The sequence below is a fragment of the Candidatus Epulonipiscium viviparus genome, assembly GCF_030708075.1.
Lineage (GTDB): Bacteria > Bacillota > Clostridia > Lachnospirales > Cellulosilyticaceae > Epulonipiscioides > Epulonipiscioides viviparus.
Window position 1 is genome coordinate 3,160,529 of record NZ_CP117982.1, and the last position, 25,319, is coordinate 3,185,847.

Annotated in this window: 18 protein-coding genes; 5 read left to right on the top strand and 13 right to left on the bottom strand. The window is 39.2% G+C overall.

Annotation, left to right across the window (positions count from 1 at the left end):
• Window positions 1–36: 36 nt before the first annotated feature.
• The 6 genes from PCY70_RS13405 to PCY70_RS13430 form a co-directional block, all read right to left on the bottom strand.
• The gene (locus PCY70_RS13405; protein ID WP_305767876.1) at window positions 37–1,785 is read right to left on the bottom strand and encodes a glycoside hydrolase family 13 protein; all 1,749 of its coding nucleotides are present in this window, start codon (window positions 1,783–1,785) and stop codon (window positions 37–39) included.
• A 246-nt stretch (window positions 1,786–2,031) separates the two neighbouring features.
• Entirely contained in the window at window positions 2,032–3,672 is a 1,641-nt protein-coding gene (locus tag PCY70_RS13410; protein ID WP_305767878.1) for an extracellular solute-binding protein, read from the bottom strand.
• Window positions 3,673–3,770: 98 nt separating this feature from the next.
• A complete protein-coding gene (locus tag PCY70_RS13415) occupies window positions 3,771–4,679 on the bottom strand; it encodes a LacI family DNA-binding transcriptional regulator (protein WP_305767879.1) in 909 nt (302 codons plus the stop codon).
• Between the two features lie 319 nt (window positions 4,680–4,998).
• Complete coding sequence (locus PCY70_RS13420; RefSeq protein WP_305767881.1) at window positions 4,999–6,051, bottom strand: hypothetical protein; 1,053 nt, start codon at window positions 6,049–6,051, stop codon at window positions 4,999–5,001.
• 1 nt (window position 6,052) lies between these two features.
• Window positions 6,053–6,607, bottom strand: coding sequence for a hypothetical protein (locus tag PCY70_RS13425; protein WP_305767883.1), 555 nt, complete (start codon window positions 6,605–6,607; stop codon window positions 6,053–6,055).
• A gap of 54 nt (window positions 6,608–6,661) precedes the next feature.
• Window positions 6,662–8,395 (bottom strand): arylsulfatase, encoded by a 1,734-nt coding sequence (locus tag PCY70_RS13430; RefSeq protein ID WP_305767885.1) that lies wholly within the window; start codon window positions 8,393–8,395, stop codon window positions 6,662–6,664.
• A gap of 148 nt (window positions 8,396–8,543) precedes the next feature.
• Here PCY70_RS13430 and PCY70_RS13435 point away from each other — a divergent pair, with 148 nt between their 5' ends.
• A complete protein-coding gene (locus PCY70_RS13435; RefSeq protein WP_305767886.1) occupies window positions 8,544–9,389 on the top strand; it encodes a TerD family protein in 846 nt (281 codons plus the stop codon).
• A gap of 45 nt (window positions 9,390–9,434) precedes the next feature.
• Here the strand turns inward: PCY70_RS13435 and fba are convergent, their stop codons facing one another.
• The gene (gene fba / locus PCY70_RS13440; protein WP_305767888.1) at window positions 9,435–10,298 is read right to left on the bottom strand and encodes a class II fructose-1,6-bisphosphate aldolase; all 864 of its coding nucleotides are present in this window, start codon (window positions 10,296–10,298) and stop codon (window positions 9,435–9,437) included.
• 254 nt (window positions 10,299–10,552) lie between these two features.
• Here fba and PCY70_RS13445 point away from each other — a divergent pair, with 254 nt between their 5' ends.
• From PCY70_RS13445 to iadA, 4 genes are all read left to right on the top strand, one after another.
• Window positions 10,553–12,733: a stalk domain-containing protein gene (locus PCY70_RS13445; RefSeq protein WP_305767890.1), complete on the top strand. Its 2,181-nt coding sequence runs from the start codon at window positions 10,553–10,555 to the stop codon at window positions 12,731–12,733.
• A gap of 176 nt (window positions 12,734–12,909) precedes the next feature.
• Complete coding sequence (locus tag PCY70_RS13450; protein WP_305767891.1) at window positions 12,910–15,813, top strand: glycoside hydrolase family 2 TIM barrel-domain containing protein; 2,904 nt, start codon at window positions 12,910–12,912, stop codon at window positions 15,811–15,813.
• Window positions 15,814–15,862: 49 nt separating this feature from the next.
• On the top strand, window positions 15,863–16,603 hold the full coding sequence (locus PCY70_RS13455; protein ID WP_029488320.1) for a sialate O-acetylesterase: 741 nt from the start codon (window positions 15,863–15,865) through the stop codon (window positions 16,601–16,603).
• Between the two features lie 3 nt (window positions 16,604–16,606).
• A complete protein-coding gene (gene iadA / locus PCY70_RS13460) occupies window positions 16,607–17,761 on the top strand; it encodes a beta-aspartyl-peptidase (protein ID WP_305767892.1) in 1,155 nt (384 codons plus the stop codon).
• Window positions 17,762–17,806: 45 nt separating this feature from the next.
• Here the strand turns inward: iadA and PCY70_RS13465 are convergent, their stop codons facing one another.
• From PCY70_RS13465 to PCY70_RS13490, 6 genes are all read right to left on the bottom strand, one after another.
• Entirely contained in the window at window positions 17,807–18,985 is a 1,179-nt protein-coding gene (locus PCY70_RS13465) for a 6-phosphofructokinase (protein ID WP_010168830.1), read from the bottom strand.
• Between the two features lie 93 nt (window positions 18,986–19,078).
• Entirely contained in the window at window positions 19,079–21,220 is a 2,142-nt protein-coding gene (locus PCY70_RS13470) for a CehA/McbA family metallohydrolase (RefSeq protein WP_305767893.1), read from the bottom strand.
• A 96-nt stretch (window positions 21,221–21,316) separates the two neighbouring features.
• Window positions 21,317–22,435: an isocitrate/isopropylmalate family dehydrogenase gene (locus PCY70_RS13475; RefSeq protein WP_305767894.1), complete on the bottom strand. Its 1,119-nt coding sequence runs from the start codon at window positions 22,433–22,435 to the stop codon at window positions 21,317–21,319.
• A gap of 13 nt (window positions 22,436–22,448) precedes the next feature.
• Window positions 22,449–23,237, bottom strand: coding sequence for a TrmH family RNA methyltransferase (locus tag PCY70_RS13480; protein ID WP_305767895.1), 789 nt, complete (start codon window positions 23,235–23,237; stop codon window positions 22,449–22,451).
• Window positions 23,238–23,888 (bottom strand): potassium channel family protein, encoded by a 651-nt coding sequence (locus PCY70_RS13485; protein ID WP_305767896.1) that lies wholly within the window; start codon window positions 23,886–23,888, stop codon window positions 23,238–23,240.
• Window positions 23,889–23,897: 9 nt separating this feature from the next.
• Window positions 23,898–25,316 carry a TrkH family potassium uptake protein gene (locus PCY70_RS13490; protein ID WP_010168839.1) on the bottom strand — a complete coding sequence of 473 codons (1,419 nt, stop codon included), beginning with the start codon at window positions 25,314–25,316 and terminating at the stop codon, window positions 23,898–23,900.
• Window positions 25,317–25,319 lie beyond the last annotated feature (3 nt).

A 25,319-nucleotide genomic window follows, 5' to 3' on the forward strand; every position in this document is an offset into this window, starting at 1 on the left:
TGTAGTAACGAATTTCTTAATAGCTGATGATGCAGTCTATAGTTTTAAAATTACCACTCCATCAGGTTTCAGTACGCTTCCCTGTAACTTGTTTTCGTATAAAATTTTGCCAACAATGTCTAGGGTCAAATCTTCTGTGGAGCAATTCAGTATAATGCGCAAGTCTTCGCGGTCGTGTTCTAGTTTAATGTATTCTACGCATCGAGGATTTGGAATACTGTTGGTGAAATGGTAATGTAAACTTTTGGAGGCATTTTCGGTTTTGCGGATATGAATCAACTGCTTAACCTTTTCGATTCGAGATTGGTATTGCGGAGTCTCGATTTTTTCCCATGGCATGCAACGTCGACAATCTGGGTCGTGTTTGCCTTCGAGAAAAACTTCGGTGCCATAATATATACAAGGGCTTCCGGGCATTGTAAAGAGGATCGCAAGCTGCTGTAAAGCCTGGTCGATGTTCCCGTTGCATAGATTAATAAGCCTTTGAGTGTCGTGGCTGTCGATGAGATTAAAGAGCACGTTGTTAGTTTGTTGCATATACATGGTGTAGCAGCGGTTAATTTTATGCTTCAAAGTTTGGTTGGTCAATTTTTCATCCATAAAAAAGTCCGAAACGCTGCTAGTCATTGGGTAATTCATTACTGAATCATACTCATCTCCCTGGAGCCAATTAATGGCGTTGTGCCAAATTTCTCCTAGCAAATAGATCTCTGGCTTTAACGCGTGGGTTCGTTGTCTAATTTTTCTTAAGAAAGCATGAGAAACTTCGTTTCCGACATCAAATCGAATGGCATCGATATCAAATTCTTGAATCCATAACTCGCAGATCTGGCAAAAATATTCGATCACCTCATCGTTGTTGGTGTTTAACTTTGGCATACCATCAGTAAATGCAAAGGAGTAAAAACGGCCGTCTCGAGTATCGCCTCGCTTAGATACCTCATCCCAATTGTTTACCATAAACCAGTCTTTATATTTTGAGGCATCGCCGTTCTTCATAACATCTAGCCAAGGCTTAAATTTGCGACCGCTATGATTAAAAACGGCATCCACCATAATTTTGATGCCTTTTTCATGTGCGGCTGCAACTAATTTTTTGAAGTCTCGATTAGAACCAAAACTGGGATCAATTTTAGTATAGTCTGTTGTATCATATTTATGAGTAGACTCAGCCTCCATCATAGGTGTAAAGTAAATTCCAGTAATTCCCAAATCTTGCAAATAAGAGAGTTTGCTGGTGATGCCTAGAATATCGCCACCAAACCTTTCTTCGTTTTTAACTGGGCCATCCTCGCGCCAAGGTACCGCTGTTGAGTCGTCGCGATATTTATAAAAACGATCAGGAAATATCTGATACCAGACCGTATCATTAACCCAATTTGGAGTGGTTTGAATATCGATAATATTCATCCAAGGCATGATAAAATATTGTAGAGTTTTTTTATTGCGATCGAGTTGCTCTTTGCTAATAATACCATCTTCGAAGTAATACCAAATTTCGTCTTTGGAATGCAGTTCAAAGTAGTATTTACAGCGTTTAAACGGAGGGGTTATAGTAGTGGTCCACCAAACTTGAGTATCTAAATCTTTTTTGAAAGGTATTTCGGCTTTGGTACCTTTCCATTTTGCGCTACCATCCATGATGCCATATTCGTATGGGTCACCGTGCCAGATATATACTTTATCAACGTCATATCCGGTTTTAATATTGATTACAAGCTCATTAACATTAAGTGGATAACACATGTGTTCAGAAGTTCTATGAAATACGCCATTAAAATCCATTTTGTCCTCACCTCATATTAGTGTAATGATTTTAACTATTAATTTTATTACTGAATTTTATTTATGCATTTTTACAATAAAACAAATAGTTATTATATGATATATTATATAAAAATAAGCATAAAATATTCAAAAAAAAACCTGAAAAAGATTGTTAAGTAAATAGTTATCACCGAAAACTTATTACTGACTTGTTAAAAAAAAACTCGTTAAGTTAAAATATGGAAATTTTTGCAATTTTAAAAATTAATTTAAGCTTTCCATTTTTCGGTCATATGCACTCTGGTTTACTGCTAAATACTCCGCCAACCCAAGTTTTGTTAATTGAGCTATATATTCATCCCAACTCGCATCGATATCTTTTTTGCCAGTAATAAATTCAGCAACAGCTTGATCTACATATAAATTTAAATTAGTTACGATATCCACAATAATTCTTGATTCCTCAGTATTATATGCCAACTTCGGCAACATCGTTTTTTCATCTTGCGCTACAGGGAGATAGTCGTTTACTGCAGAATTATATAATACATACTCGATATCATGCTCTGGAGGTTGCGTAACTTCGAATTCTAATTCATATCCATCCCAATTATATAAAGGGCCCATACTATTCCAAGACAAATTTGTTACTTGATCTCCAGAAATTCTCGTATATTTTGCTGGTTCGTTTATAAGATTGACGGCGCCCTCTGGTGCGATAACGTATCTTCCTTCATTCAAAAAACCTAGAGTATTAAAAATTCTTCCCTCTGCCGTGTACATATAATCAAAATATCTCATAACGGCTTCTGGGTTTTGGCATTTATTGGTAATAATCATAGAAGACATGCCATAATTGGGAGTGTGTGCAGCAGAAATAACGCCTTCCGGACCTTCTAGAGGAGGCAACGCGATATACTGTGTCCAGCGATCTTTGTCGGCTATATTGGCAATGACCGATGCGGATCCGCCTCCTGTTGCTCCCAATATAGAAATTTCAGGATTTGAGCCAAGCTTTAGCAATTCGTCTTTGCCTTGCGAGAAAACGAGCTCATCCAATAAACCTTCAGAATATAATTTGTTCATATATTTAAGATATTCTTTAAACTCAGGACTAGCTTTAACATAATATAATTGTCCATTTGCATCGACGTTAATGTATCCAGTAGATGGGGATGCCGGAATAAATGCGTTTAATATAAAAGGCATCGGGTCACCGTTCCACGCTTTTATGGAACCCGACAGTGGAATTTCGTCGTTGGGATCGCCATTGTTATTTGCGTCCTGCTCTTTAAAAGCCTTTAGCACCTGATAAAACTCTTCTGTAGTTTCTGGAACTTCTAGGTTTAAATTATTGAGCCATTGTTGATTTAGCCACATTCTATAAGAAGTTTGAGCGTGAGTAGCGCCACCAATTCTGGGAACGACATATAAATTGCCGTCTTCCATAGTCCAATTATTTCTAACCATAGGATTTTCATCCAAAGCCTTCTTAATATTCGGAGCATACTGATCGATCAAATCGTTTAGAGGCAAAAATATGCCCTGCTGACCATATAATAGCAACTCCGAAAGACCTAGAGACATGTCTAAAATAACATCAGTGTAGTCTCCACTAGTCATCATCACATTAAATTTTTGTTTTGAATCCGCCCCAGTGACTTCTATAAAATCAATAGTAACTCCTGTTAAGTCTTCCATATACGCAGTGAAAGGATTGGTCTCGTATGTAGTAACGCTTGGTCGAAGAGGCGCAAAAGCTGTAAACGAAACTGTTTCGCCTTCCTGTACAATAGGATAGGTTCCCACTTCTGTATAATTTGCTGGACTAATTTTATCTGCTATCTCATTGGAGCAACCTGCGATAAAGCATCCAAGTACAATTGGTAATAAAAATAATTTCATAATAATTTCCTCCTTGATTCATTATAGCAAAGATGTGCAGTTGATTCAATACATTGGCATAAATATAATCTCCCGTGTGAGAAGGAGATTATATCTAGTTAGTATTTTACGATAAAACTTGGAACTTGAATGTCATGAACATCATGAAAAATTTGCAGCGTTAATAAGTTATGAAGAATTTTCACGACACGAGTTATTTTAGTAATCGCATCAGTACAAATCACTTGCATATTAGAAACAACTTCATCTGTGCAGGATATCACTCCGACCAATTGATTAGCAGGCAAAATATTTAGTAATCGAACAGACGTCCATTCTCCAAAAACTAAATAATTTTTTGTTGGGTCCAAGGTAAGTTTATTAGTATCATGATTTATGATTATGCGATTTTTGGTTGCTAATTGTTCTAAAGAATTGATATGAAGTAGATTGGAATCTGGCTCTATGATGATAAAAAAATTGTCGCCAAGTAATTCGATGGCTTGCTGATATAAGATAGGATAATCGGTATTGACTCGATAAAATAAATCATCGTTATTATTGCAGTCCAATAAAATTAAAGGAAAATAAATGTAGTAAGAAAGCTCTATTATCGAGGCATAGTCTATATTTAACAAGATAACTCCTTGAAGTATATAGCTATTTATATGGGAAAAATTATTGCGTAAAGTTGCTAATGATATTATTTCTACTTCGTATCCTAGCATTTTTATATTGGTTTTTAGAAGATCAATTTGGCGGTATAATTCAAATAAGTAATTTTTACTCTGGTTATCTTCTAAGTTTACTACAATACCGATTTGATTTGTTTGTATAGACTTAGTCAAGGACTTGGTGTTAAAGTTGGGTATATAATTTAGTTTCTTTGCGGCATCAAATACCCGTAACCTAGTATCATGACTAATTTTTTCTTTCTCAGAATAATTTAATACGTATGATACAGTTGCAACTGATACTCCTGCCAATTCGGCTATGTCTCTCATTGTTGCTGGTTTTTTATATTCCATATTTCTCCTATTTTGTACTATTTTTTTGTACAATTTTTATTTTAGTTTTTATTACCTGTATTAAATAGTAAATTAATATATAATTCTTGTCAATATGTTTTGTAATTTCTAGCACATTTACCAATAGATTTTTTGTTAACTTATAATTTTTACAAAAAGATGTTTTTGTTAAGTAAGATTTTTATCTGGCACAAAACTATTTGAATATATGATAAGTGAAAAAAAATGCACAACTAATTTTGATTTAGCTAAAAATCTCCCCCCCTCAGTAATTAATTTCAAAAAGGGCATGGTAATCCACGCCCTCTCTTATTAATTCTTATTTCCATTCAACTATTGTCCAGTGCACTCCGTCTGGAGCAAAAAATGTGAAAGATTGTTCACCAAATTCATTGCTAGATAATTCGCTCACCTCTGTTGCATCTGATTTTGCCACTTTGGCCTGAAGCTCTTTTATCTCCGTTGTCTTATAGCTGGCACTGCATAATCCACGTGCCCCTGGTTTGGACTTTCCAATTATATCTACCAGTCCGTTTGTAGTGCTTTCTGAATATTTGATAACATCCATGTCGTGCATAGAGCCGTCTGTCAGATGATCATAGTCTCGGATAGGCATCGCGTAATATAAACGACCCGCTTTTTGGTTTGGTGACACAATTGTATGTGCGTAATAACCTTCGCCAATATTACTCATCAGAGGTCCGGCATCTTTGCCTATTTTTCTTGGAGTTCCCTGAATAGATTCGCCTTCGTCAATTAACCCCAACACATCTGTATAAAAATTGAGATGATCTAGGTTTCGCACAACGATTCCACCGTGAGTAAACTCAGAACATAATAATGGACTTTCCTCAATGGTGCCATATCCTTCTACTTGATATCCGACACGTTGAAAAAATACTTGTTTAGATTCTAATCCATGAACGAATAATTCATATACACCTTTATATCGATTATAAAAGTCTTTTCCAGCTCCAGCAGAACCCAAATAATTTCTCACTAAATTACTAACTAGCCACTTTCCGCCATGGTTTTTGTCATCTTCATAGGCATAGGTTAACCCAACGATATCTTCAGTCCTTTGAGTTACCCATCTGTTTCCTGGAGATAACGAGTTAGAATCCCAACGGTTTTGCGTTATTAAAGATTTATCGTCCCAATCTATAACACGTAACAATCCGTGTGTATCAATAGTGGCATTTTGAAGTCTATAGCTCGTCGCGGCGCCATCTACGCCATATAATTTTTTGGATAATGCGGCATCTATCTTTGCTGTTGCAATAACTTTAAAGCCTAGCTCATTCCAATATTTTAAGCTTTCTTCTGCATCTATAGTGGTAATAATGTGTTCATAAACTCCTGTTATACTCATTTTAACCTCCGATTTTTTCATAGATAATAGGGGTGCTATATGAAGTAAGTTGTGCACCATTTTTTTCCATAAGCTCCATAACTTCAAGTCTATTTTGGCTAATAACTTCAGTCAACGTAAATGTTATACCGTTCGGATATTCATTTCGTAGCTCTCCAACGAATCCTGTATGCGTATCATAGCTATATTGCATGACACCAAAATTATCAGAAAGTTTTAATCCTTCAAACGTTAAACCAAGATGCTCGTTGCTATTCACAAAATCTTTTTCCGTCAAATGTTTCGGCATTTTATATGCTCTAAGTTCAATACAGTTATTGCTATTTAGTCTCACTCCAAATAAATGTGGTGTGCTCAATTGTGTACCATCAGCTTTGGTGTAATAACTTTCCTCTAAGATAAACCTGTCTTTGCAGTCACTGGGCAATCCGGCTATTCGATGCGTACATTCTCTATTTATATGAACTGCTCTTGGGTGCCCACCGTGCTCTTCTTCGATTTGTCTCTGATTATTAAAATCTCCTGTTAGATATTCAACAAATAAATCTATTAGCATAATTTTATTTCCACCTTTGCAACATCGTTTTTTGCGACAGACTATAAGCGTATCTTATGCTTTTGTAACTTCCACAAAATAAGCACCCATTTTTAGATCTGTATTAGAAAACCATGTCTCGAGATGCGTATGGCCCTGCTGCAAGTCTAAAACGAAGCTTACATATTCATCGTCATCAGCAATTTCCTTATTTTCGACTTGACCTTGGATCGAAATATGAGCGTGCGTTAAATCTAAAGCAACTCCGCCTTCATATTGCCTAATATCTTTTTCTGATATACAGTCTCTAGCAAATTCAACATCGTTGTGAGCCGGGTCTATTCCATCTTTAATTTTGTGAGGAACTTCTTTTGCCCAACGACGAAGTTTAAACTCATATTTACCATCTTTTTCCACTACTACTTCGAAGTATCCTTCACCGGCTACACCTTCTCTAACCTGTGCTTGTTGATAAACTCCATTATCTTGATCGTTTCTAACATCATGAATAGTCAAATAGTTGTCATGGTCACCGATAGAAATCGGAATTTCCTCATCAAATTTTGGAGAAACAAGTTCCCACCATAAGTCGTAGTCTTCTCGCAACTTGGCTACAACTGCTGGATTTTCAGCGGCCAAATCATGTCGTTGCGCACGGTCAGAGTCGATATCGTAAAGCTCTTCGCCATTTACTAAACGCCAGCTTTCTCTCATAACAGCGCTCTTTCTCCATTTAATAGGATGCGGTACGCGTTGCGAATCTGTCACCACCGCTCTTTCTGTTACAATTCCATCACACAATAGAGGCTTTAAGCTGATTCCATGAAATGTGTGCTCTCCTACATCGACTCCACAAAAATCTAACAAAGTAGGCATTAGATCCACACTCGCAGTAATGTTATTTTCGTCTACACCGCTATTTAGGTTGAGTGCATCATATCTGAAGAAAAACGGTACTCTGTGCCCGCCATCATATTCAGAATTTTTACTGCCACGAAGCCCGGCGTTGTAACCGCTTGTAACGTTTCCGCTTTTATCCATATTAAACCCGCCAGCAGTTCCGTTATCTGTCATAAATATTACAATTGTATTTTCTAGCAAGTCATTGTCTTCTAGATATTTTATCATTTTACCAAAATTTTCATCTATATTTGTGATCATTCCATAAAATCTTTTGCGTTGATCTGGAATTCTATCATCATTTTTATACATTTCATAATACTCTCTAGGAACATTAAGCGGACCATGAGGAGCGTTAGTAGGAATCATACAGAAAAACGGCTTATCTTTGTTCGCTTCTATAAATTTAGTGGCTTCTTCAAAAAATACGTCGGTGCAATAGCCATTAAATTTTTGTGGAACACCATTAACCCAGTACGTGTCGTCAAAATAATCGTTGCCCCAGAAGTCTGGAATTTGTGAAATGCCTCCGCCACCAAGAGTGATAGAAGTTTTGAAGCCACGGTCGCACGCTCGATATGGATACGAATCCCCGAGGTGCCATTTGCCAAAGATGCCAGTTTCATAGCCTCCTTCATTAAATGCCGTCGCAAGAGTCCATTCATCTTTGCGCAACAAAGATCGACCGCCAATAGTATGCCAAACGCCAGTGCTATTTGCAAAGTGGCCAGTCATCAGCGTTGATCTAGTAGGCGCACATGTGGGGCCCACATGATAATTTGACATCCTAATACTACGCTTGTAGAATTCGTCAATATTGGGAGTTTTAATCATAACATTTCCAGTGCATCCTAAGTCGCCCATACCTTGATCATCGGTTAATACCCATACGATATTTGGTTTTTTCATACAATAAGTTCTCCTTATATATAGAATATTACTTACCAAATTATTCTAACATACTTTGCTACAAGAAGTAAAGCGGTATGTTTACATATATTATATCGCATGCTACAATGAAATGATTGTTTTATATTTTTGAAATGGAGGAATACTTATGTTTAATATACCAACCAAAATTACAAGTTCTTGCCACATGGATGACCTCGAAGATAATTTCATGAATCAGTTAAAAGGTAGTTCAAATTTTGATAACATAGCTAATAACCATAAGAGCAGTTCTAAAAGTTTTAGCAGTTCTAAAAGTTCTAGTAGTTCTAGTTTTTCAGATTACGATAGCTCAAGTTCTGTTCGATACGGCAAAGGTGATCCAACTGATCCTACTAGTGCGCAACATATTAAATCTTCTAGCAGTTCAAAGCGCGCGGGTGTTACTCTGCAAAAAGGCCAGAGGTATAATCTGTCTCAAGCTAATCCCGATTTGGATTCTATCTATGTGGGGCTAGGCTGGGATTTGCCGACACACAGCGCTATTCCATATGACTTAGATGCGGAGGTTTTTATGCTAGGCTCTAATAATCGCGTATTGAGCGACGATTGGTTTATATTTTATGGTCAAAAGAATTCGCCCGACGGTTCGTGTATTCATTTGGCAGACAGTACTACCGGCGCTGAAATAGGCGATGACGAAATCATTCACATTCAACTTTCAAAAGTGAATTCAGCAGTAAAAAAGATCGCAATTGTAATTACCATAAATGATGCGATAATAAATGATCAAAAATTTGGCGATGTCAAAAATGCGTATGTGCGAGTGATCGATCAGCAAAATCGCAAAGAAATTATGAAATTTAATTTAACTGATTACGCATCTAATGTTCGTTCGTTAACAGTAGGGGAAATTTATAGAAAGGATAATAGTTGGCGATTTAACGCAGTAGGGCAGGGATTGGATACAGATCTCGCTGGATTATGCAAATTTTATGGAGTAAATTTAGCCTAGAGCACAAAAAATGCCCCCACCATATAAAGTAGGGGCGAGCTTGTTTTATGCTTTGCCGATAGAACCAAAGAGGTCCATTTTTTCTTTAACCGTATTCTTAATAGCTTCATATCCAGGAGCCAGTAGTTTACGTGGATCAAATCCTTTTCCTGATAAATCCTTTCCTTCTTCAATATATTTTCTGGTAGCAGCTGCAAATGTAAGCTGACATTCAGTATTAACATTGATCTTAGAAACTCCAAGAGAAATCGATTCTTTAATCATAGCCTCGCTGATTCCTGTTCCACCATGCAAAACAAGAGGTAATGTTCCTGTTAATTTTTGAATTTCATCTAAAGCTTTAAAATCTAGTCCTGTCCAGTTGTCTGGATATTTTCCGTGGATATTTCCGATTCCAGCTGCTAGCATGTCGACGCCAAGGTCCGCGATCATCTTGCATTCTTTAGCATCTGCAACTTCGCCTTTTCCAACAACGCCATCTTCTTCACCGCCAATTGAGCCGACTTCGGCTTCGATAGAAACGCCTTTCGAATGAGCGTATGCGACAAGCTCTGTAGTTTTGGCTATATTTTCTTCAATAGAGTAATGTGACCCATCAAACATAACAGATGAAAAGCCAGCTTCTATACATAACTTAGCGTGCTCGTAGCTTCCGTGATCCAAATGAAGAGCGACAGGAACATCAATGTCTAAATCTTTAATTAGACCTTTAACCATTCCAACAATAGTATCGTACCCGCCCATATATTTTCCGGCGCCTTCAGAAACTCCGAGGATGACAGGAGATTTATTTTCTTTTGCGGTAATCAAAACTGCTTTTGTCCATTCAAGATTGTTTATATTAAATTGACCCACTGCATATTTACCAGCTTTTGCTTTGTTGAGCATTTCTGTTGCTGAAACTAACATAAAAAATACCTCCAGGATTTATAATTAGGAACCCAGTCCTTATACTATCATAATACAATACAAGCGGTTTGTAAATAGATAAAGTGTTAAATTTTGCTGCGAGGGACTTTTGTTACGTGCGCATTACAATTATCGACAAAGTGTTGCAATTTGTCACAAGTTATTATATAATGTGTTTCGTAGCAAAGAACCAAATATTATCGGCTACCTAGAAACTTAATTTATTTTTTCATACACACACAAGGAGGGCGTCTATGAAATTATTTAAGAAAATGACTATTGCGATTTGCTCAGTTATGGCAGTTGCCAGTTTTCAAGTTTCTGTAATGGCAGCGTCTGATGCTATCATCGATAGAGAGGATATGATAATAGGAAGCACCCTAGGCTACAAAATGGTTGCTGGAGAAGCCGTAAAAGATGACTTCAACATATTTATAAACACAACTGTTCCATACAAAAATGAACAATTTCTAATTAGGGGAACAGACATAGCTTTTAATAAATCTCTATATGATAAAGACATAACACCAGATGGAACAGAAACTGTAGTTGCTAAATATTTGACGGATACGACCATACGAGTTGGCGTTACAAATATTTCTAGCGATAAAATGTTTATGGTTCCGTTATATCTAGAAGTGGTAGGTGAAAATCCCAGTGTAGAAATAGTTGGAAACGGTGGAATTAGCTCTCAAATTATTAATCTTTCGGAAGCTGCGGTCTCCGATCAAAATATAAAAATTGAATTTGGTAAAACTCGAAATATACCTATAGAAGGCGAGGGGTTTCTTGGAGAAGTTGCGATAGAAGAAGTTATTCCCGGAGCGTTAAAATCTCCAACAACAGTAATGCTAACTCTCGAAACCAACTCGGGGCTTGTTTTTGACACTCTAGTTGGGCACAAAATTAAGCTCGAGGGTAGCGCCGGGCTTGCAGGCACAGAAACTTGGGCAACAGTTACTGCAGTTACTGCAAATGACCAGCAATTAATACTCGAGTTGCCAAGCTTAGACGATAATAATATCAAGGGAAATATCAATATTATCGATTTACCTGTTAAACCAGAAAATCGAAAAGTAGGTGTTATCTGCGAGCAAGTATATCTTAACGTTTCTGCCAACGATGTTACAAAACGTGGTGTAGTTTCTGACGTCGTTCCATATGATATACATTTATCTTCAGATCACCTCCAAACTTTTGTTGCAGGTGGAAAATCCGAAACAATCGAATTTGCTATCACAGAAAATGTTTCGGGATCGTTAGATAACGACTTAGATTTATTTATCTCAACAACCGGTGCGCAAATCATTAATTTCGAAGAACAAACTATAGATGGAATTAATTTTAAGGCCATAAAAGATTACAAAGGCAAAATTGTTGAGATTATCGGAAAGATGACTCCAGAATTTGATGAATCAATTTCAAACGATATCCACATCAACTTGGAATTAATAGCTGGGGTAAACGATCGCGGCGATGTTACGGTGGCTGTAGAATGCCGAAACTTTGCAGAAGACCTCTCCGTTCCTGTAGGCAAAATTGAAAATACGGTAAATGTTACCAAAAAGACTGCCAACTTAAAAATTGGTCTAAAAGATCAGATAGCCGGGGAGATCGTTATTGCCGAAAGTAAAGCCAATGTATTAGAAAAGTATGAACAGATTATTGTAGAGATCGCTGAGGCCGAAGAAAATGATATCAGAATTAAAGATGCTCATGTTTATGCAACGAATGGCATCGAAGTTAAGTCCGAAATTATGGGCGATTATATTGTAATTGATATCACAAGGCAATCGGCTGCACCCGGAAAAGTGGTGATTTCAGATCTCGAATTTACAGTAGGCCAAGATGCTCCATACGGTTCATATGATATCAAAGTGAGTGGCAGTGCCATTTCGGGTAAAAATGCAACGCTAAATCCAGCAAACTTTAAGGCTTCAACACAAGACCCTATAGTGGTAAAAAACTTTGCAGTACTCAGTCAAAATCTTATCAAGCCCGAAATTCGAGAGGTTGTTAAGGAAGTTCCTGTAAAAGTAGAGGTGGTTAAGGAAGTGATCAAAGAAGTTCCGGTAGAAGTAGAAGTCGAGAAGAAGGTAATCGTTCCTATTATCGATTTATATACCGAGTCAGTAACTAGGGGCAACATTGCAAGAGACCTCACTGCAACACCGGTTAAAACTGCAAACGGCAACTTGATGCTTGCTGTTCGCGACATTGCGACGGTATTTGGATTAGACGAAAGCCAGGTTGTCTTCGTAGGTAAAAAAACCATCGTCAACGATGCGATAGAGATCGAGCAAGGCAGCGATGTTTTAAATATTGCCGGGCTCAAATTAAAAATGACCGATAAAGTTGCCAATATCGGTGGTCGTGCGTATGTACCGATTGAATATATGGCACTTGCTTTAGGCTCTCCAATCAAAATTAAATAAATTGGCTCTAGCATATACGAGGGGCACCATCGCGGTGATTGTATATGCTGGAGCTTTTTTTTGCATAGGTTTGATACATATTTTGAGATTTCCAGTTTAGAAGTTAAGAAACTGCTCATAATATAACATGAGCAATATCAAAAATTCCAAAAAACATATGTGAAAGGATTATTAATATGAAAACACTATTTAACGATAACTGGTTTTTTTCAAGAAGTGATGACCCGATGGCAAAGGAACTAACTTTCAACCCTGCAGGCTTCACGCGTGTACGAATTCCTCATGATTGGAGCGTAGATTCACCTTTTGAAAAAGAGGCTATTGCAGGAGTTCGCTCTGGATATCTACAAACGGGGGTCGGCTGGTATCGCAAGCTTTTTGCTGTGACAAATGAAATGCTAGCGGGCAGAGTCGAAATACTATTTGATGGAATTTTTATGGATAGCAGTGTTTATATCAACGGCAAGCTTGTCGGAAACCGCCCATATGGATATATCAGTTTCTTCTATGATATTACAGAATTTTTGGTAGAGGGGAACAATTTGATTGCTATAAGAGTGGATTGTTCCAAAGAAGGCCAAACCCGCTGGTACAATGGCTCTGGTATATATCGCAACGTCTGGTTTATAAATACAAAAAGCGTTTATATCCCAACCTGGGCCGCCACGGTTACTACTAAGGTTAATAATAATATTGCAACTATCAATTATTCTCTCAAAATTGCTAACAAAAATGACGAACCTGCGGCCGTGGTTGCAAGCACCTATATCTATTGCCAAGGTAATGTTTTACTAAATGAGCGCCACAACGTTATAGTTGACAAGGAAACTACGATCAATCTAACCTTCGATATTGCAGATCCTCTTCTTTGGAGCGCTGATGACCCCAATTTGTATCAGCTAGAAACCAGGCTTATGCTAAACGGAACCGACATCATCGATAGCTTAAAAACTCCGTTCGGAATACGCACTATTGAATACAAATCAAATGAGGGAATGTTTATAAACGGTATCCACACCAATCTCAAAGGCGTGTGCTTGCACCATGATGGTGGCGTCGTGGGAGCTGCAGTTCCAGATAGTATCAACCGCAAACGCATTATGCTACTAAAAGAGATGGGCTGCAATGCGATTCGAACGGCACATAATCCTTTTGCACCAGAATTTTATGAAATTTGCGATGAAGTTGGAATGATGGTAATGGACGAAATTTTTGATGGCTGGGAAACATCCAAAGTTCCAAACGACTATGGGCTATATTTTGATCAGTGGTATGAGCGCGATGTTACAGATTTTATAACACGTGATAAAAACCATCCTTGCGTCGTGATGTGGTCCATTGGCAATGAGATGCTTAAGGTTAACTCGGCAACAACGCAAAAATTGCTAAATCTCGTTCATAAACTAGATCCTACACGCAAAGTCACTGCAGGCGTAAATGGCGTGGGGGCCGATCGTGAAAAATGCCGCATGATGACCGACATTGCCGGCTTCAACGACGGCGGAGGTGCTTGCTTTATATATGAGCAAAAGCATTTAGAAAGACCCGACCAACTGTTTGTTGCAACAGAAGCGCCTCATACGGGACAAACCAGGGGATTCTACCGCACTCAAACCTGGTGGAGAGATAAAAATCAGCCGCGCATCGAGATCCCAAATTTAACAGATGAGGAAATCTTCTTTGACGGACGCCCAGGTTACCAATCTTCATATGACAATAGCGGGGTTCGTGTATGCGTGCGTGATAGCTGGTCATACGTCGAAAAGATGCCATATCTAATCGGTGAATTTCGATGGGCAGGCATTGACTATTACGGCGAGAGCGAGTGGCCAAAACGCAAGAGTGAGTCCGGAGTAATCGATACAGCAAATTTTCCAAAGGATCACTATTATCTATACCAAAGCATGTGGCGCGACGCTACAGAACACCCAATGATTCATCTGCTACCGCATTGGACGCATCCCGAAATTACTGAAGGAACGATCATACCAGTCTGGGTATATACAAACTGCGACTCGGCAGAGCTAATTTTAAACGACATCAGCCTAGGCAAATGTGAAAAAGGCACCGCCAAACATCTGCAGTGGGACGTGCCATACCAGCCAGGAACTATCACGGCAATAGCGTATCGCAATAACGAAAAGGTTGCCCAAAAAAGCTACTCAACTGCTGCCGCACCAGCAGGATTTGAATTGGATAGCGACATTATAGAAGTTGACATTAATGGGATCAACACAGTTCAAGTGGATGTTACAGCTCTCGATGCCGCCGGAATTTCCGTCCCTTATGCAGAAAACAATCTATATTTTTATCTGGAAGGTGACGCAGAGTTTGTTGGTACAGAAAATGGAGACCCGTTAGATCATACTCTTTTAACATCGCATACTCGCAGATTATTTTACGGCTTGGCTGCAGCGACCATACGACCTTGGAGCGAATACAAGCTCACCGTGGCGGGTATCATGGGCAACCGTATATTTAAAGATACAACGACTGCAACAATCGAGGCAATAGTTATAGATGAGCTAGATGACACTACAACTGCTAGACTAAAAATTTATTATACAACCAACGGTGACGAAGCGAATTTCAATTCAATAGTATACGATGGCCCTATCGAAATTTCGGAGACAACAATGATCAACGCCGCGTTCTACAAGAAAAATAAATTGCTATTTAGATTAAACGAACTATTTGTAAAAGGTGAGCGAATTCCTTATATCGATACGGCTCACACTAACAAAACTCCCGTTGGAGATATACCAGATGGGCCATTCGATAAAGAAGCAGTGGGAGTTTGGAGCTACGAGAGTGGCATAGACTATGAATTTTTGCCAGATGGAACAGTTGTGTTGCTAGTAGATAAGGATAACAAACAGTTGGTGGGGCATTGGTGGTACAATTACCCAACCGATATGTTCGAAATCGAGGACTATGCAGGAACTGGAGAAATTTGGTATCTAACTGGTGCAAAAGAGAAACTTGAGCTTACATCCCAAAAAGCTGATAAACTAAAAATGGGTAATAAAGCTAAAGGAATTCGTATGCCTGATCAAGAAGTAATTTTGACTAAAAAATAAGCTATATCTGCTGCTAGACTTGCTGCCACATTAGAAAAGAGGAATAATTATGTTGATAGATTTTAGTAAAAAGAAATTTGATATAATCATTGCCGCAGGACAGTCCAATTGTGAAGGTGCAGGCATCGGAGACGTTGAAGATCCTTATGCTCCAAAAAATAACGTTTGGTCGATGAACGATTTTGTAATTGCCAAGGCCACAGAGCGCATTAAAGGAAATACGCTTAGAGGAAGATTTGTATTACACTTTGCAGACGAATATTTGAATGCCGGTTTGTTAGATGCAGATAGAGAGATTCTTATAATCAGCGCGGCTCAAGGTGGCACCGGATTTGCCACACACGAGTGGAATCGTGGCGATGCATTAGCGGTTAGAATGTTGGAGATGACCAAAACAGCTCTTGAACTAAATACCGAAAATAAAATCGTTGCCTTCTTGTGGCATCAAGGGGAGCGAGAAGTTTCTCATAATATGACTGCCGAAGCGCATCTGAACAATGTACGGATACTTTTAGGCGATTTGCAAGCAGCCTTTGGGAAAAATTTTCCTATGATAACTGCAGATTTGGTGCCTATATGGAAAGCCGAAAAAGGCGAGTTAGCTACAAAAATTTCTGATGCTACTAGGCAAGCTTTTGCGGAGGTGGGCGGAAGTTTTGTCGATACAGATGGCCTCACATCTAATTTTGAGGAGGTTGCGGGTTCGCATGAAAAAATTCACTTTTCACGAAAAGCTGTCAAGGAGTTGGGGCAACGCTACTTTGCGGCATACAATAATAAGAGGGAATAAACTATGACTATAATTAAAAATGCTATTGTATATGATCCCTATCTCCTGGGAGTGAAAGATATATTAATTGAGGGCGATAAAATTATTGCTATTGCCAACGACATTTTTGTAAACTCGAATGCACTTCAGGTCGAAGTCATTGATGCAGCAGGAAAAATTGTGTTGCCAGGATATATCGATCAACACGTCCATGTTATTGGCGGCGGAGGAGAAGCGGGATTTAAGAGCCGTACTCCAGAAGTGGTTTTATCTGATATTGTAAAGGCCGGAGTTACTACAGTTATCGGAGTTTTGGGAACCGATGCGACAACTAGATCTCTCGAGAGTTTGCTGGCAAAAGTGCGTGCTCTAGATGAAGAGGGAGTTTCGGCGTATATGCTAACGGGTGCGTACGAAGTGCCGATCCCAACCCTATTTGCAGATGCAAGGCGCGACATTATTTTAATCGATAAAATCTTGGGCGTTGGCGAAGTTGCGATATCAGACCATCGCTCATCGCTAGCCACTTTCGATGAAATCAAGCGAATTGTAACACAAGCTCGAGTCGGCGGAATGCTCTCTGGAAAGGCTGGAGTGATTCAGTTTCATGTCGGTGATGGCAACAGCAAACTTTCTATGCTATTCGATATAATCGATCAAACCGAAGTGCCTGCATGCCATTTAATTCCAACGCATGTCAATAGATCTAAGGCGCTTTTAACATCGGCTATGGACTTTGCCAAAAAGGGTGGGTATATCGATATCACTTCCTGCATGGGGTCTGCCGATATGTCCGCATCGAAAGCAATACGAATGTGTTCCGACTATGGCGTTCCAATATCTCAAATTACAATGAGCTCCGATGGAAACGGAAGCCAAACCAAATACGATGCGTTGGGCAAAGTGACAGGGCTAACCTCCGCTAGTATGGCGACGCTTCATGCGGCGGTCAAAGCTGCCATAACCAAAGAGAAGGTACCAGCCGAAGATGTGTTTGCGATAGTGACTAAAAACGTTGCAAAGGCGAATGGACTGTGGCCTCACAAAGGTGCCATTGCTATTGGAAGCGATGCCGATTTGCTTTTTTTAACTGCAGCATATGATATTTGCGATCTGATGGCAAAAGGAAAGTTTATGATTCGGGATAAAAAATTATTGACTAAGGGAACTTTTGAGTAAACAAAAAAAGACACGACTGAATTTTTGCCGTGTCTAAACTTTAATTTAGATTTTTTCTTTTCGAGCACCCAAGTTGAAGTCTGCAAATTCGACCAGATCACCACCAATTAACGGTTTGGCCCATTCTACAAACGCCGTAGTTACATCGTTACCACGCGCGTTGATAAATTCTGCTGGTACAATTTTTTCGCCCATCATCACTTCGCTAATAGGAATTAAAATTGTTTCGGATTTATACGGGTCTGTAGAAATGCGCTTAAAGCCAACCATCATTCCTGTTTGACCTTCCAACACAGCTCTCAATGCTGCTCTTCCAGCATCCACCGCTTCTGAAACATCTGTAGTAGACTGATTTACAACCGATGCGCGTCCCGTAATGCCAGGCTTTTCGCTTCGAGCTTTGATGCCCAGCTCTTTGATTACCAGATTGGCAAGGTGCGTTCCAACGTCTCCGGTGTATACGGCGCGTTCTGTTCTAAAGACCAGTGGGGCAACTGGTTCGCCCGCTTCATTTGTCAGGCCTTCGCTAACTGCAACTACAACGCCACCATATTGCTCATGTAATCGTTCTACATCTTCCAAAAATTCTTTCTCATTAAATGGTCGCTCTGGCAGATATATTAAATGTGGCGCATCTCCAGGTTTGCGTCTCGCCAGGGCTGCTGCTGCCGTGATCCATCCTGCGTTTCGGCCCATCGATTCGACCACACTCACGTGGATAGGCATAGACTTAACATCTTCTCCAATGTCCTTAACTGTCTGAGCAATAAATCGCGCGGCACTGCCATATCCTGGCGAGTGATCAGTTACAAATATATCGTTATCAATTGTCTTCGGAATTCCAATAACTCCTATTCCTTTGTCCTTTGCCACTTCGTAAATCTTTCCGCAAGTGTCCATAGAGCCGTTTCCGCCATTAAATAAGACCCATCTAATATCGTATTTGTCAAATATTTCTAACATTTTAGCGTATTCTTTTTCATACAGAGGAAATCGTGATGTACCCAACGCAGATGCGGGGGTGTGAAGCAATTTTTCGATCTCAGCTTCAGGAATCTCTTTTAAATCTATAAAGTTTTCGGTTAAGATGCCACTACTTCCGCCAACTGCTCCATAAACCTTATCAATTTCTGGATATTTTTTTGCCTCTGTAATTACACCATAAAGAGATGCGTTGATTACAGAAGTGGGGCCACCGCCATGTGCTATTAATAAATTTGCCAAAGTAAAAACCTCCCTAAAATTTGATAGATTTATCATAGCAAAACTGGCTGTAATTTTCAAGGGCTAGTATGAAACGATACCCAAAATCGATGCTTATTTGGCAGGAGCAAAGTCACGCAAAATGTTTGCCATTATCACAGGGTTGGAATATTCGTTAGACGGATCCATCTCAAAGTCTGAGAAAAATGTTACGCCCGAAACTGCGACCTTTGCACCGCTGACTAATGTTTCAATTGCTAACGCGACAGTATCTCCTACGGCTACGCTATCATTTTGCATATCAGCATCGGAGCTCTCGGATGTGGCATGGGCTCGAACTATGGTTGCTGCCTCGTTTGCCAAAACCGTGTTTCCGCTATAAAAACTAAATTTGGATTGCTTCACACCATCGGTATACTCGCTTTTTGCATTATAATCGTCTAGATATAATCTGTATACTTGCCCGCCATTTCTAGTTTGGTCAATCATTTGGTCATCGTTGAATCTGGCTGTTGCCCCGATTGCTTCCAAAATGGCATTGCCCTGCGCAGCGTTGCCGAACTCCCCAGCTGCATCGCCGTAGTCTGCTTTCGATGTGATAATCAGGTTTCCGCCACCGTCGGTATACTTCTTTATTGCAGCAAGCTCTGATTCGCTATAGCTATATCCCGGATCCTTGCTTTGCGCATCTGTGATTATTAGCAAGTCTATTCCTGCTAACACATCGTCGGTAATAGTTTTTTTATTAATCTTAGCAACTCCGCCATTTTCTTGAATTAATTCTGTTGTGAAATGCATATTGTCGATGTATCCACCCGTTACATAGGCATTATTTTTGGAGCCGTCAATCAATACTCGAGTTACATCTTCCGCTTCCACTCCGGTAACTGTCAGATCTTTCATAAATACTCGAAACTCCCCATTTATCGTAGCTTCCATTGATGCTGTAATCATATTTGGCCCTACATCGTCTATAGAAATTGTTGCAACACTGTTTGCCATATCTGATTTAGCGACGTCGCCTACTATGGCTGTTGTTACCACTTCGCCGTCTACCCAATATTTCACTAGCGCATCTTCCATTGCGTAACTTTCATTATTATAGAGCACGACTTCGACTTCTACATCATCGCCCACAATGGCTTTTTGTGAACTAGATTTAATGGCAGAAATTCCCAGGTTTTCTTTGTCGCCAATCCATATCGGTGCTGTCACGGCGATATCTCCATCTGTTTGCGTTACTCTCAAATAAAAATATGTAGAATCAATGGTGGGGTCGAGTGAAAATTTCCATATACCCTCCGTAGCTGCAGCTGCCACTTTGCCGCCGTCAGTAATTAGCTCCACTTTTTTTAGCTCGTCTGTTTCGTCTGGGTCATACACAATAACGGCAAAGTCCAATGCGTCTTGATTCTCCAAAATGGATCCCATCGTGTGCCCGTTTAATTTATATGAGATTGCCAAGTTTTCATCTTCTGTTGCATACACTCGCATGTTGCGCAAGGCATCGTAAACCGATTCTCGAGTTAGCTCCACCGCTTCTATAACTGTACGCGCTGTATTGGCATCCCCCCACTCACCAGCGTGATTGTCTTGTCCGTTGGTTGGCGCCAGGTGCCATCCCATATCTAAGGCTTTCGTATAATATTCATACGAAGGGTAATATCCGCTTCCTCTAACATCGCCCTCGCCATTTGCAACTTCTATTAGTGTCACAACTTTATCAGCCTCCTTGCTATAGTAGCCAAAGTTTGCAAAGTCGCCAAACGCATTTCCCGGATGATTCATTTGCGATACAGATCCCGGGATCGTTGCCAATGTAGCGTAATAGTTTTTTAGGTCCATTTCCTTGTTATTTCGGCTCTCAAAGCCAGGTGTATTATATGTATTCATATGGCCCCATTTACCGGTGCTAGCAGACCAAGTCATCTCAAATGCATATATGGCGGCAAAGTGACCTGCTTCGTTATATTTATTTGCTGTTGCTAATCCGGTTTGCCACTCTGTGCTGGCAGTGCCATCTGAAATCGATACTGCAAAATCATTATCAAGTTGATTTGAATGGTCTGTAATAGCCAAAAAGTCGACTCCAGCTTCTTCGCGTGCGTATATGTAGGCCTCGTCCACACTGCCTTGTCCATCAGAAAAACTGGTATGTGAATGAAGCTGCCCATAATATAAATTAACATCGGCTGCGAAAATTATAGTTGAACTTAGAAAATATGTAGCAATAATTAAAGCGTTTCGTAATTTCATATATATATTCTCCTAATTTTAAACTTTTATATTTTATATTTATGCGATTTTCCTAGCTTTATGACTAGGCTTACCAATTAAGGCAAGCCTATCGAATTATAAATTAGCTAAAATATATTCTGTAATATCCAAACATTTTGAATCCGCTACATTTCCTGTAACTTTAATTTTCTGGTTGGCTTCTCCTAATATAGTAGCCAGCTTATTTGCCTTGTCTATAAATCCAATATGTCTTAGCATGATTTCTGCCGCTTTGATCAGGCTAGACGGGTTTGCGTATTCGGCAAGTCCGAGCTCTATAAGCCTAGGTGCAGATCCATGAACGGCTTCAAACATAGCATAGCGATCGCCAATATTTGCGCTTCCTGCAGTGCCCACGCCTCCTTGTATTTGTGCCGCTTCATCTGTTATAATGTCACCATACAAGTTAGGCAAAACAAACACTTCGAATGATGCTCTCTCAGCTGTATCAAGTAGCTTTGCTGTCATAATATCAATAAAATATTCGTCTACCTGAATTTCTGGATACTCTTTTGCAACTTCCATGCATACTGACCAAAATTTACCGTCAGTTTTTTTTAGAATATTCGATTTGGTAACAACGGTTACTCGTTTTTTGCCATTATCTCTTGCATATTTAAATGCCGCCCTTGCTATTCTCTCGGTTCCGGGAGCGGTAATTACGCGAAAATCAAATACCAAGTCGTCTGAAATCTCAATTCCTCTACTGCCTAAAACATACGCTCCTTCGGTATTTTCTCTAAAGAACATCCAGTCTATGCCTTCGTCTCTTAGAATAACCGGGCGAACGTTTGCGTATAAATCGAGTTCTCGACGTAAAGTTACGTTTGCGCTTTCTATATTTTTGGCGCTTCCACCACTAGGAGTGGTTGTTGGGCCTTTTAGTAATACATCGCACGTTTTGATTTCTGCTAATACATCGTCGGGAACTGCCATGTTTTTTTCTAGACGGTTTTCGATTGTCAGGCCTTGAATTTCTTTTAGCACAATCTTTTTTGACTCTAATTCATCTGCCAAAAGTTTTTGCAATACCCTAATAGTAGCGTCGGTAATTATGGGGCCTATGCCGTCTCCACTGCAATAACCTATTACAATCTGATCTTTGAAATTTACTGCTGCAGGTTTATTTTTGAGGCGTTCAACCCGCTCGAGTTGCTCTTTAACTAATTGCAAAAAATGTTGTTCAGCTTCCATTTTACTCTCCGTTCTAATTATTCATAAAATTTTTCTGCCTAGCAACTTCGTATAATACAATGCTTGTGGCTATGGCAGCGTTAAGAGATTCTAGATTATCGCGGGTAGGGATTTTAATCGTTGAGTCAGCTTGTGCTCGCGTATATTCAGTTATCCCTGTTGCTTCGTTTCCAATTACGATTGCTGAAGAGCCATCAAATTTTGTTGTATACAAATTGTTCGACTGATACAGATCTGTTGCGTAAATTTTAACCTTGTTTTCTCTAAAGAAATCTACATAGCTAGTCATTTCATAGTTTCGTATGATGTCTATTTTGGAAATTGCTCCCATGGTAGCACGAACGACTTTGGGTGAATATAGTTCAACGCAATCTTTAGTTAGAAAAATAGCGTCCACAAAAAGTCCATATGCTGTTCTTACAATAGTTCCTAAATTGCCAGGGTCTTTAATTCCTTCTAATATTAAATATGTTCCATTTTGCTTAATGGTAAAATCATTTAGAGATTTATTTCGTTGCTTTACTATGGCCATAAGCCCTTGTGGAGTTTTTGTATCGCTGATGTGCGTATATACATTATCAGAAACCGTTATCCACTGAGTCTTTGGGTTATAGTCTGATTTATCGATATTTTGTGTTGCGATAAAATACAATATTTCCATAGTATTTGCCAGGTCGTGGACAGCACGAGTTCCTTCGACAACAAAGAGAGATTCTTTTTGCCTAGTGCTTTTTTTTGATTGCAGTTCTTTAACGTTCTTTATAATAGGGTTCGTAATGCTTGTAATATTTTTATCTTCCATTTATTTGTTCAACGCCTTAATCTTTTCATTTGCTCCGACAACTACCAGAACATCGTCTTTGTTAAAAATATAATCTGGTCTTGGAGAAATGTCAAGGCGGCCCTTTCCTTGGATTGCGATAACATTTATGCCATACTTGCTTCGTAAATTAACATCGATAATACTGTTGCCTACCCATTCAACAAGCGCTGGTACTTCAGCTATGCTATAATCTGCCGATAGTTGAATGTGCTCTATTATGCTTCCCGATATTAGAGTTGTAGCAACTCTTCGACCCATGTCCAATTCTGGCTGAATCACGCGGTCGGCACCAATTTTTTTTAAAACCTTTTCATGGATCGCATTTGTGGCTTTTGCCATCACATATTTTATACCCAGCTCTTTTAATATAAGCGTCGTCATAACACTAGATTGTATGTCGTTTCCTATGGCAACCACTCCCACGTCAAACTCTTTTATGCCCAACGCACGCACTGCCTCCATATCTGTTGTATCAGCCTGAATCGTGTGTGTTGCGATATTAGACAATTCCTGAACTCTATCTTCGTCTCGATCTATCGCCAAAACTTCGTACCCAGAATTTGCTAATGCCGTTGCCAAGCTGGTGCCAAATTTGCCTAATCCACATACTACAAACTGTTTTCTTTTCATAAATCCTCCTTAACCGACCAAAACTTTTTCCTCTGGATATTGAAGCCCCACAGGATTTTTTGCTGCACGCACTATAAGAGCCACCCCAACAGTGATCAATCCAACTCTGCCTATAAACATCAGTGCAATAATAACTAGCTTTCCTGTAAAACTCAGGGAGCTGGTTATTCCAAGTGTTAATCCCACTGTCGCAAATGCCGAAACAGTCTCAAACAAAAGCTCAATAAACGTCGCATCTTCAGAAAATGTTAATATGGTGAGCGCAATCATTACTATCAATATAGCAATTGTCATGATTGTAAGCGATTTTAAAATTTGATCTGTACTGATTTTTTTCTTAAAAACAACAACACTACTATCTCCTTTTAATACAGAAACGGCACACAAAACCAAAACTCCCAATGTAACCGTTTTGATACCCCCAGCAGTTCCGGCGGGCGATCCACCCACAAACATTAGCATCACGGTCATGAGCTTCGAGCCCAATGTAAGCTCATCCAAAGCCAAAGTGTTAAACCCTGCTGTTCTGGGCGACACAGATTGAAACATTGCCGCTGTAATTTTATCAGCAAAGGAAAGCGACCCCAATGTTGCTGGATTGTTATATTCCGCTATAAAAAAGAAAATGAATCCACCTAAAATTAAAACTATCGTTATAATCCATACAAGTTTCGTATGTAGTGAAAGTTTATAAAATGTTTGTCTCCAAGTAAAATGTTCTGCAAGCTCCGATTTGGTTTTTAAAACATTATAAGTATCTAACCAAACTGTATATCCCAGTCCACCCAAAATAATCAAGATCATTATAGAATAACTAAACCACTCGTTTTGTACGTATGGCATTAAGCTATTATTTCCAACCAAATCAAATCCCGCATTACAAAATGCTGAAATCGAGTGAAATATAGAATACCAAATTCCGGTAACAAACCCATATTCTGGCACAAAGACAAAGCTTAAGCACAATGCCCCTATCCCCTCTATCAATAAGGTTAATTTAACAATAAGCAATGTAAATTTTACAACCCCTGATGTAGTATTAAAACTCAATGCTTCTTGCATTAACAGTCGGTTCTTAAACGAAATCTTTTTTCCTGTTACCACAAAGATCATGCTCACCAGCGTCATAAATCCTAGCCCACCTATTTGTATGCACAAGATAATAACAATCTTGCCAAACAACGACCAATACGCTAATGTGTTTTCAACAACTAACCCTGTCACGCAAACTGCAGAAGTTGAAGTAAACAATGCTGTCAACCAGGGAGTAACCACTCGTGATGTAGTGCTGATTGGCAACATCAACAATGCTGTTCCCGCAGCTATTAATCCCAAAAATCCAAAGATCAATATCTGAGCAGGTCCAAATTTAATTCGCCCACCACCAGGGTCTTTTTCTGCGAAATTGTTTAATGTATCCAATTCCATCTA

Coding starts and splice junctions, on each gene's coding strand:
- PCY70_RS13405 (WP_305767876.1), bottom strand. CDS start 1,785: ATGGATTTTAATGGCGTATTTCATAGAACTTCTGAACACATGTGTTAT.
- PCY70_RS13410 (WP_305767878.1), bottom strand. CDS start 3,672: ATGAAATTATTTTTATTACCAATTGTACTTGGATGCTTTATCGCAGGT.
- PCY70_RS13415 (WP_305767879.1), bottom strand. CDS start 4,679: ATGGAATATAAAAAACCAGCAACAATGAGAGACATAGCCGAATTGGCA.
- PCY70_RS13420 (WP_305767881.1), bottom strand. CDS start 6,051: ATGAGTATAACAGGAGTTTATGAACACATTATTACCACTATAGATGCA.
- PCY70_RS13425 (WP_305767883.1), bottom strand. CDS start 6,607: ATGCTAATAGATTTATTTGTTGAATATCTAACAGGAGATTTTAATAAT.
- PCY70_RS13430 (WP_305767885.1), bottom strand. CDS start 8,395: ATGAAAAAACCAAATATCGTATGGGTATTAACCGATGATCAAGGTATG.
- PCY70_RS13435 (WP_305767886.1), top strand. CDS start 8,544: ATGTTTAATATACCAACCAAAATTACAAGTTCTTGCCACATGGATGAC.
- fba (WP_305767888.1), bottom strand. CDS start 10,298: ATGTTAGTTTCAGCAACAGAAATGCTCAACAAAGCAAAAGCTGGTAAA.
- PCY70_RS13445 (WP_305767890.1), top strand. CDS start 10,553: ATGAAATTATTTAAGAAAATGACTATTGCGATTTGCTCAGTTATGGCA.
- PCY70_RS13450 (WP_305767891.1), top strand. CDS start 12,910: ATGAAAACACTATTTAACGATAACTGGTTTTTTTCAAGAAGTGATGAC.
- PCY70_RS13455 (WP_029488320.1), top strand. CDS start 15,863: ATGTTGATAGATTTTAGTAAAAAGAAATTTGATATAATCATTGCCGCA.
- iadA (WP_305767892.1), top strand. CDS start 16,607: ATGACTATAATTAAAAATGCTATTGTATATGATCCCTATCTCCTGGGA.
- PCY70_RS13470 (WP_305767893.1), bottom strand. CDS start 21,220: ATGAAATTACGAAACGCTTTAATTATTGCTACATATTTTCTAAGTTCA.
- PCY70_RS13475 (WP_305767894.1), bottom strand. CDS start 22,435: ATGGAAGCTGAACAACATTTTTTGCAATTAGTTAAAGAGCAACTCGAG.
- PCY70_RS13480 (WP_305767895.1), bottom strand. CDS start 23,237: ATGGAAGATAAAAATATTACAAGCATTACGAACCCTATTATAAAGAAC.
- PCY70_RS13485 (WP_305767896.1), bottom strand. CDS start 23,888: ATGAAAAGAAAACAGTTTGTAGTATGTGGATTAGGCAAATTTGGCACC.
- PCY70_RS13490 (WP_010168839.1), bottom strand. CDS start 25,316: ATGGAATTGGATACATTAAACAATTTCGCAGAAAAAGACCCTGGTGGT.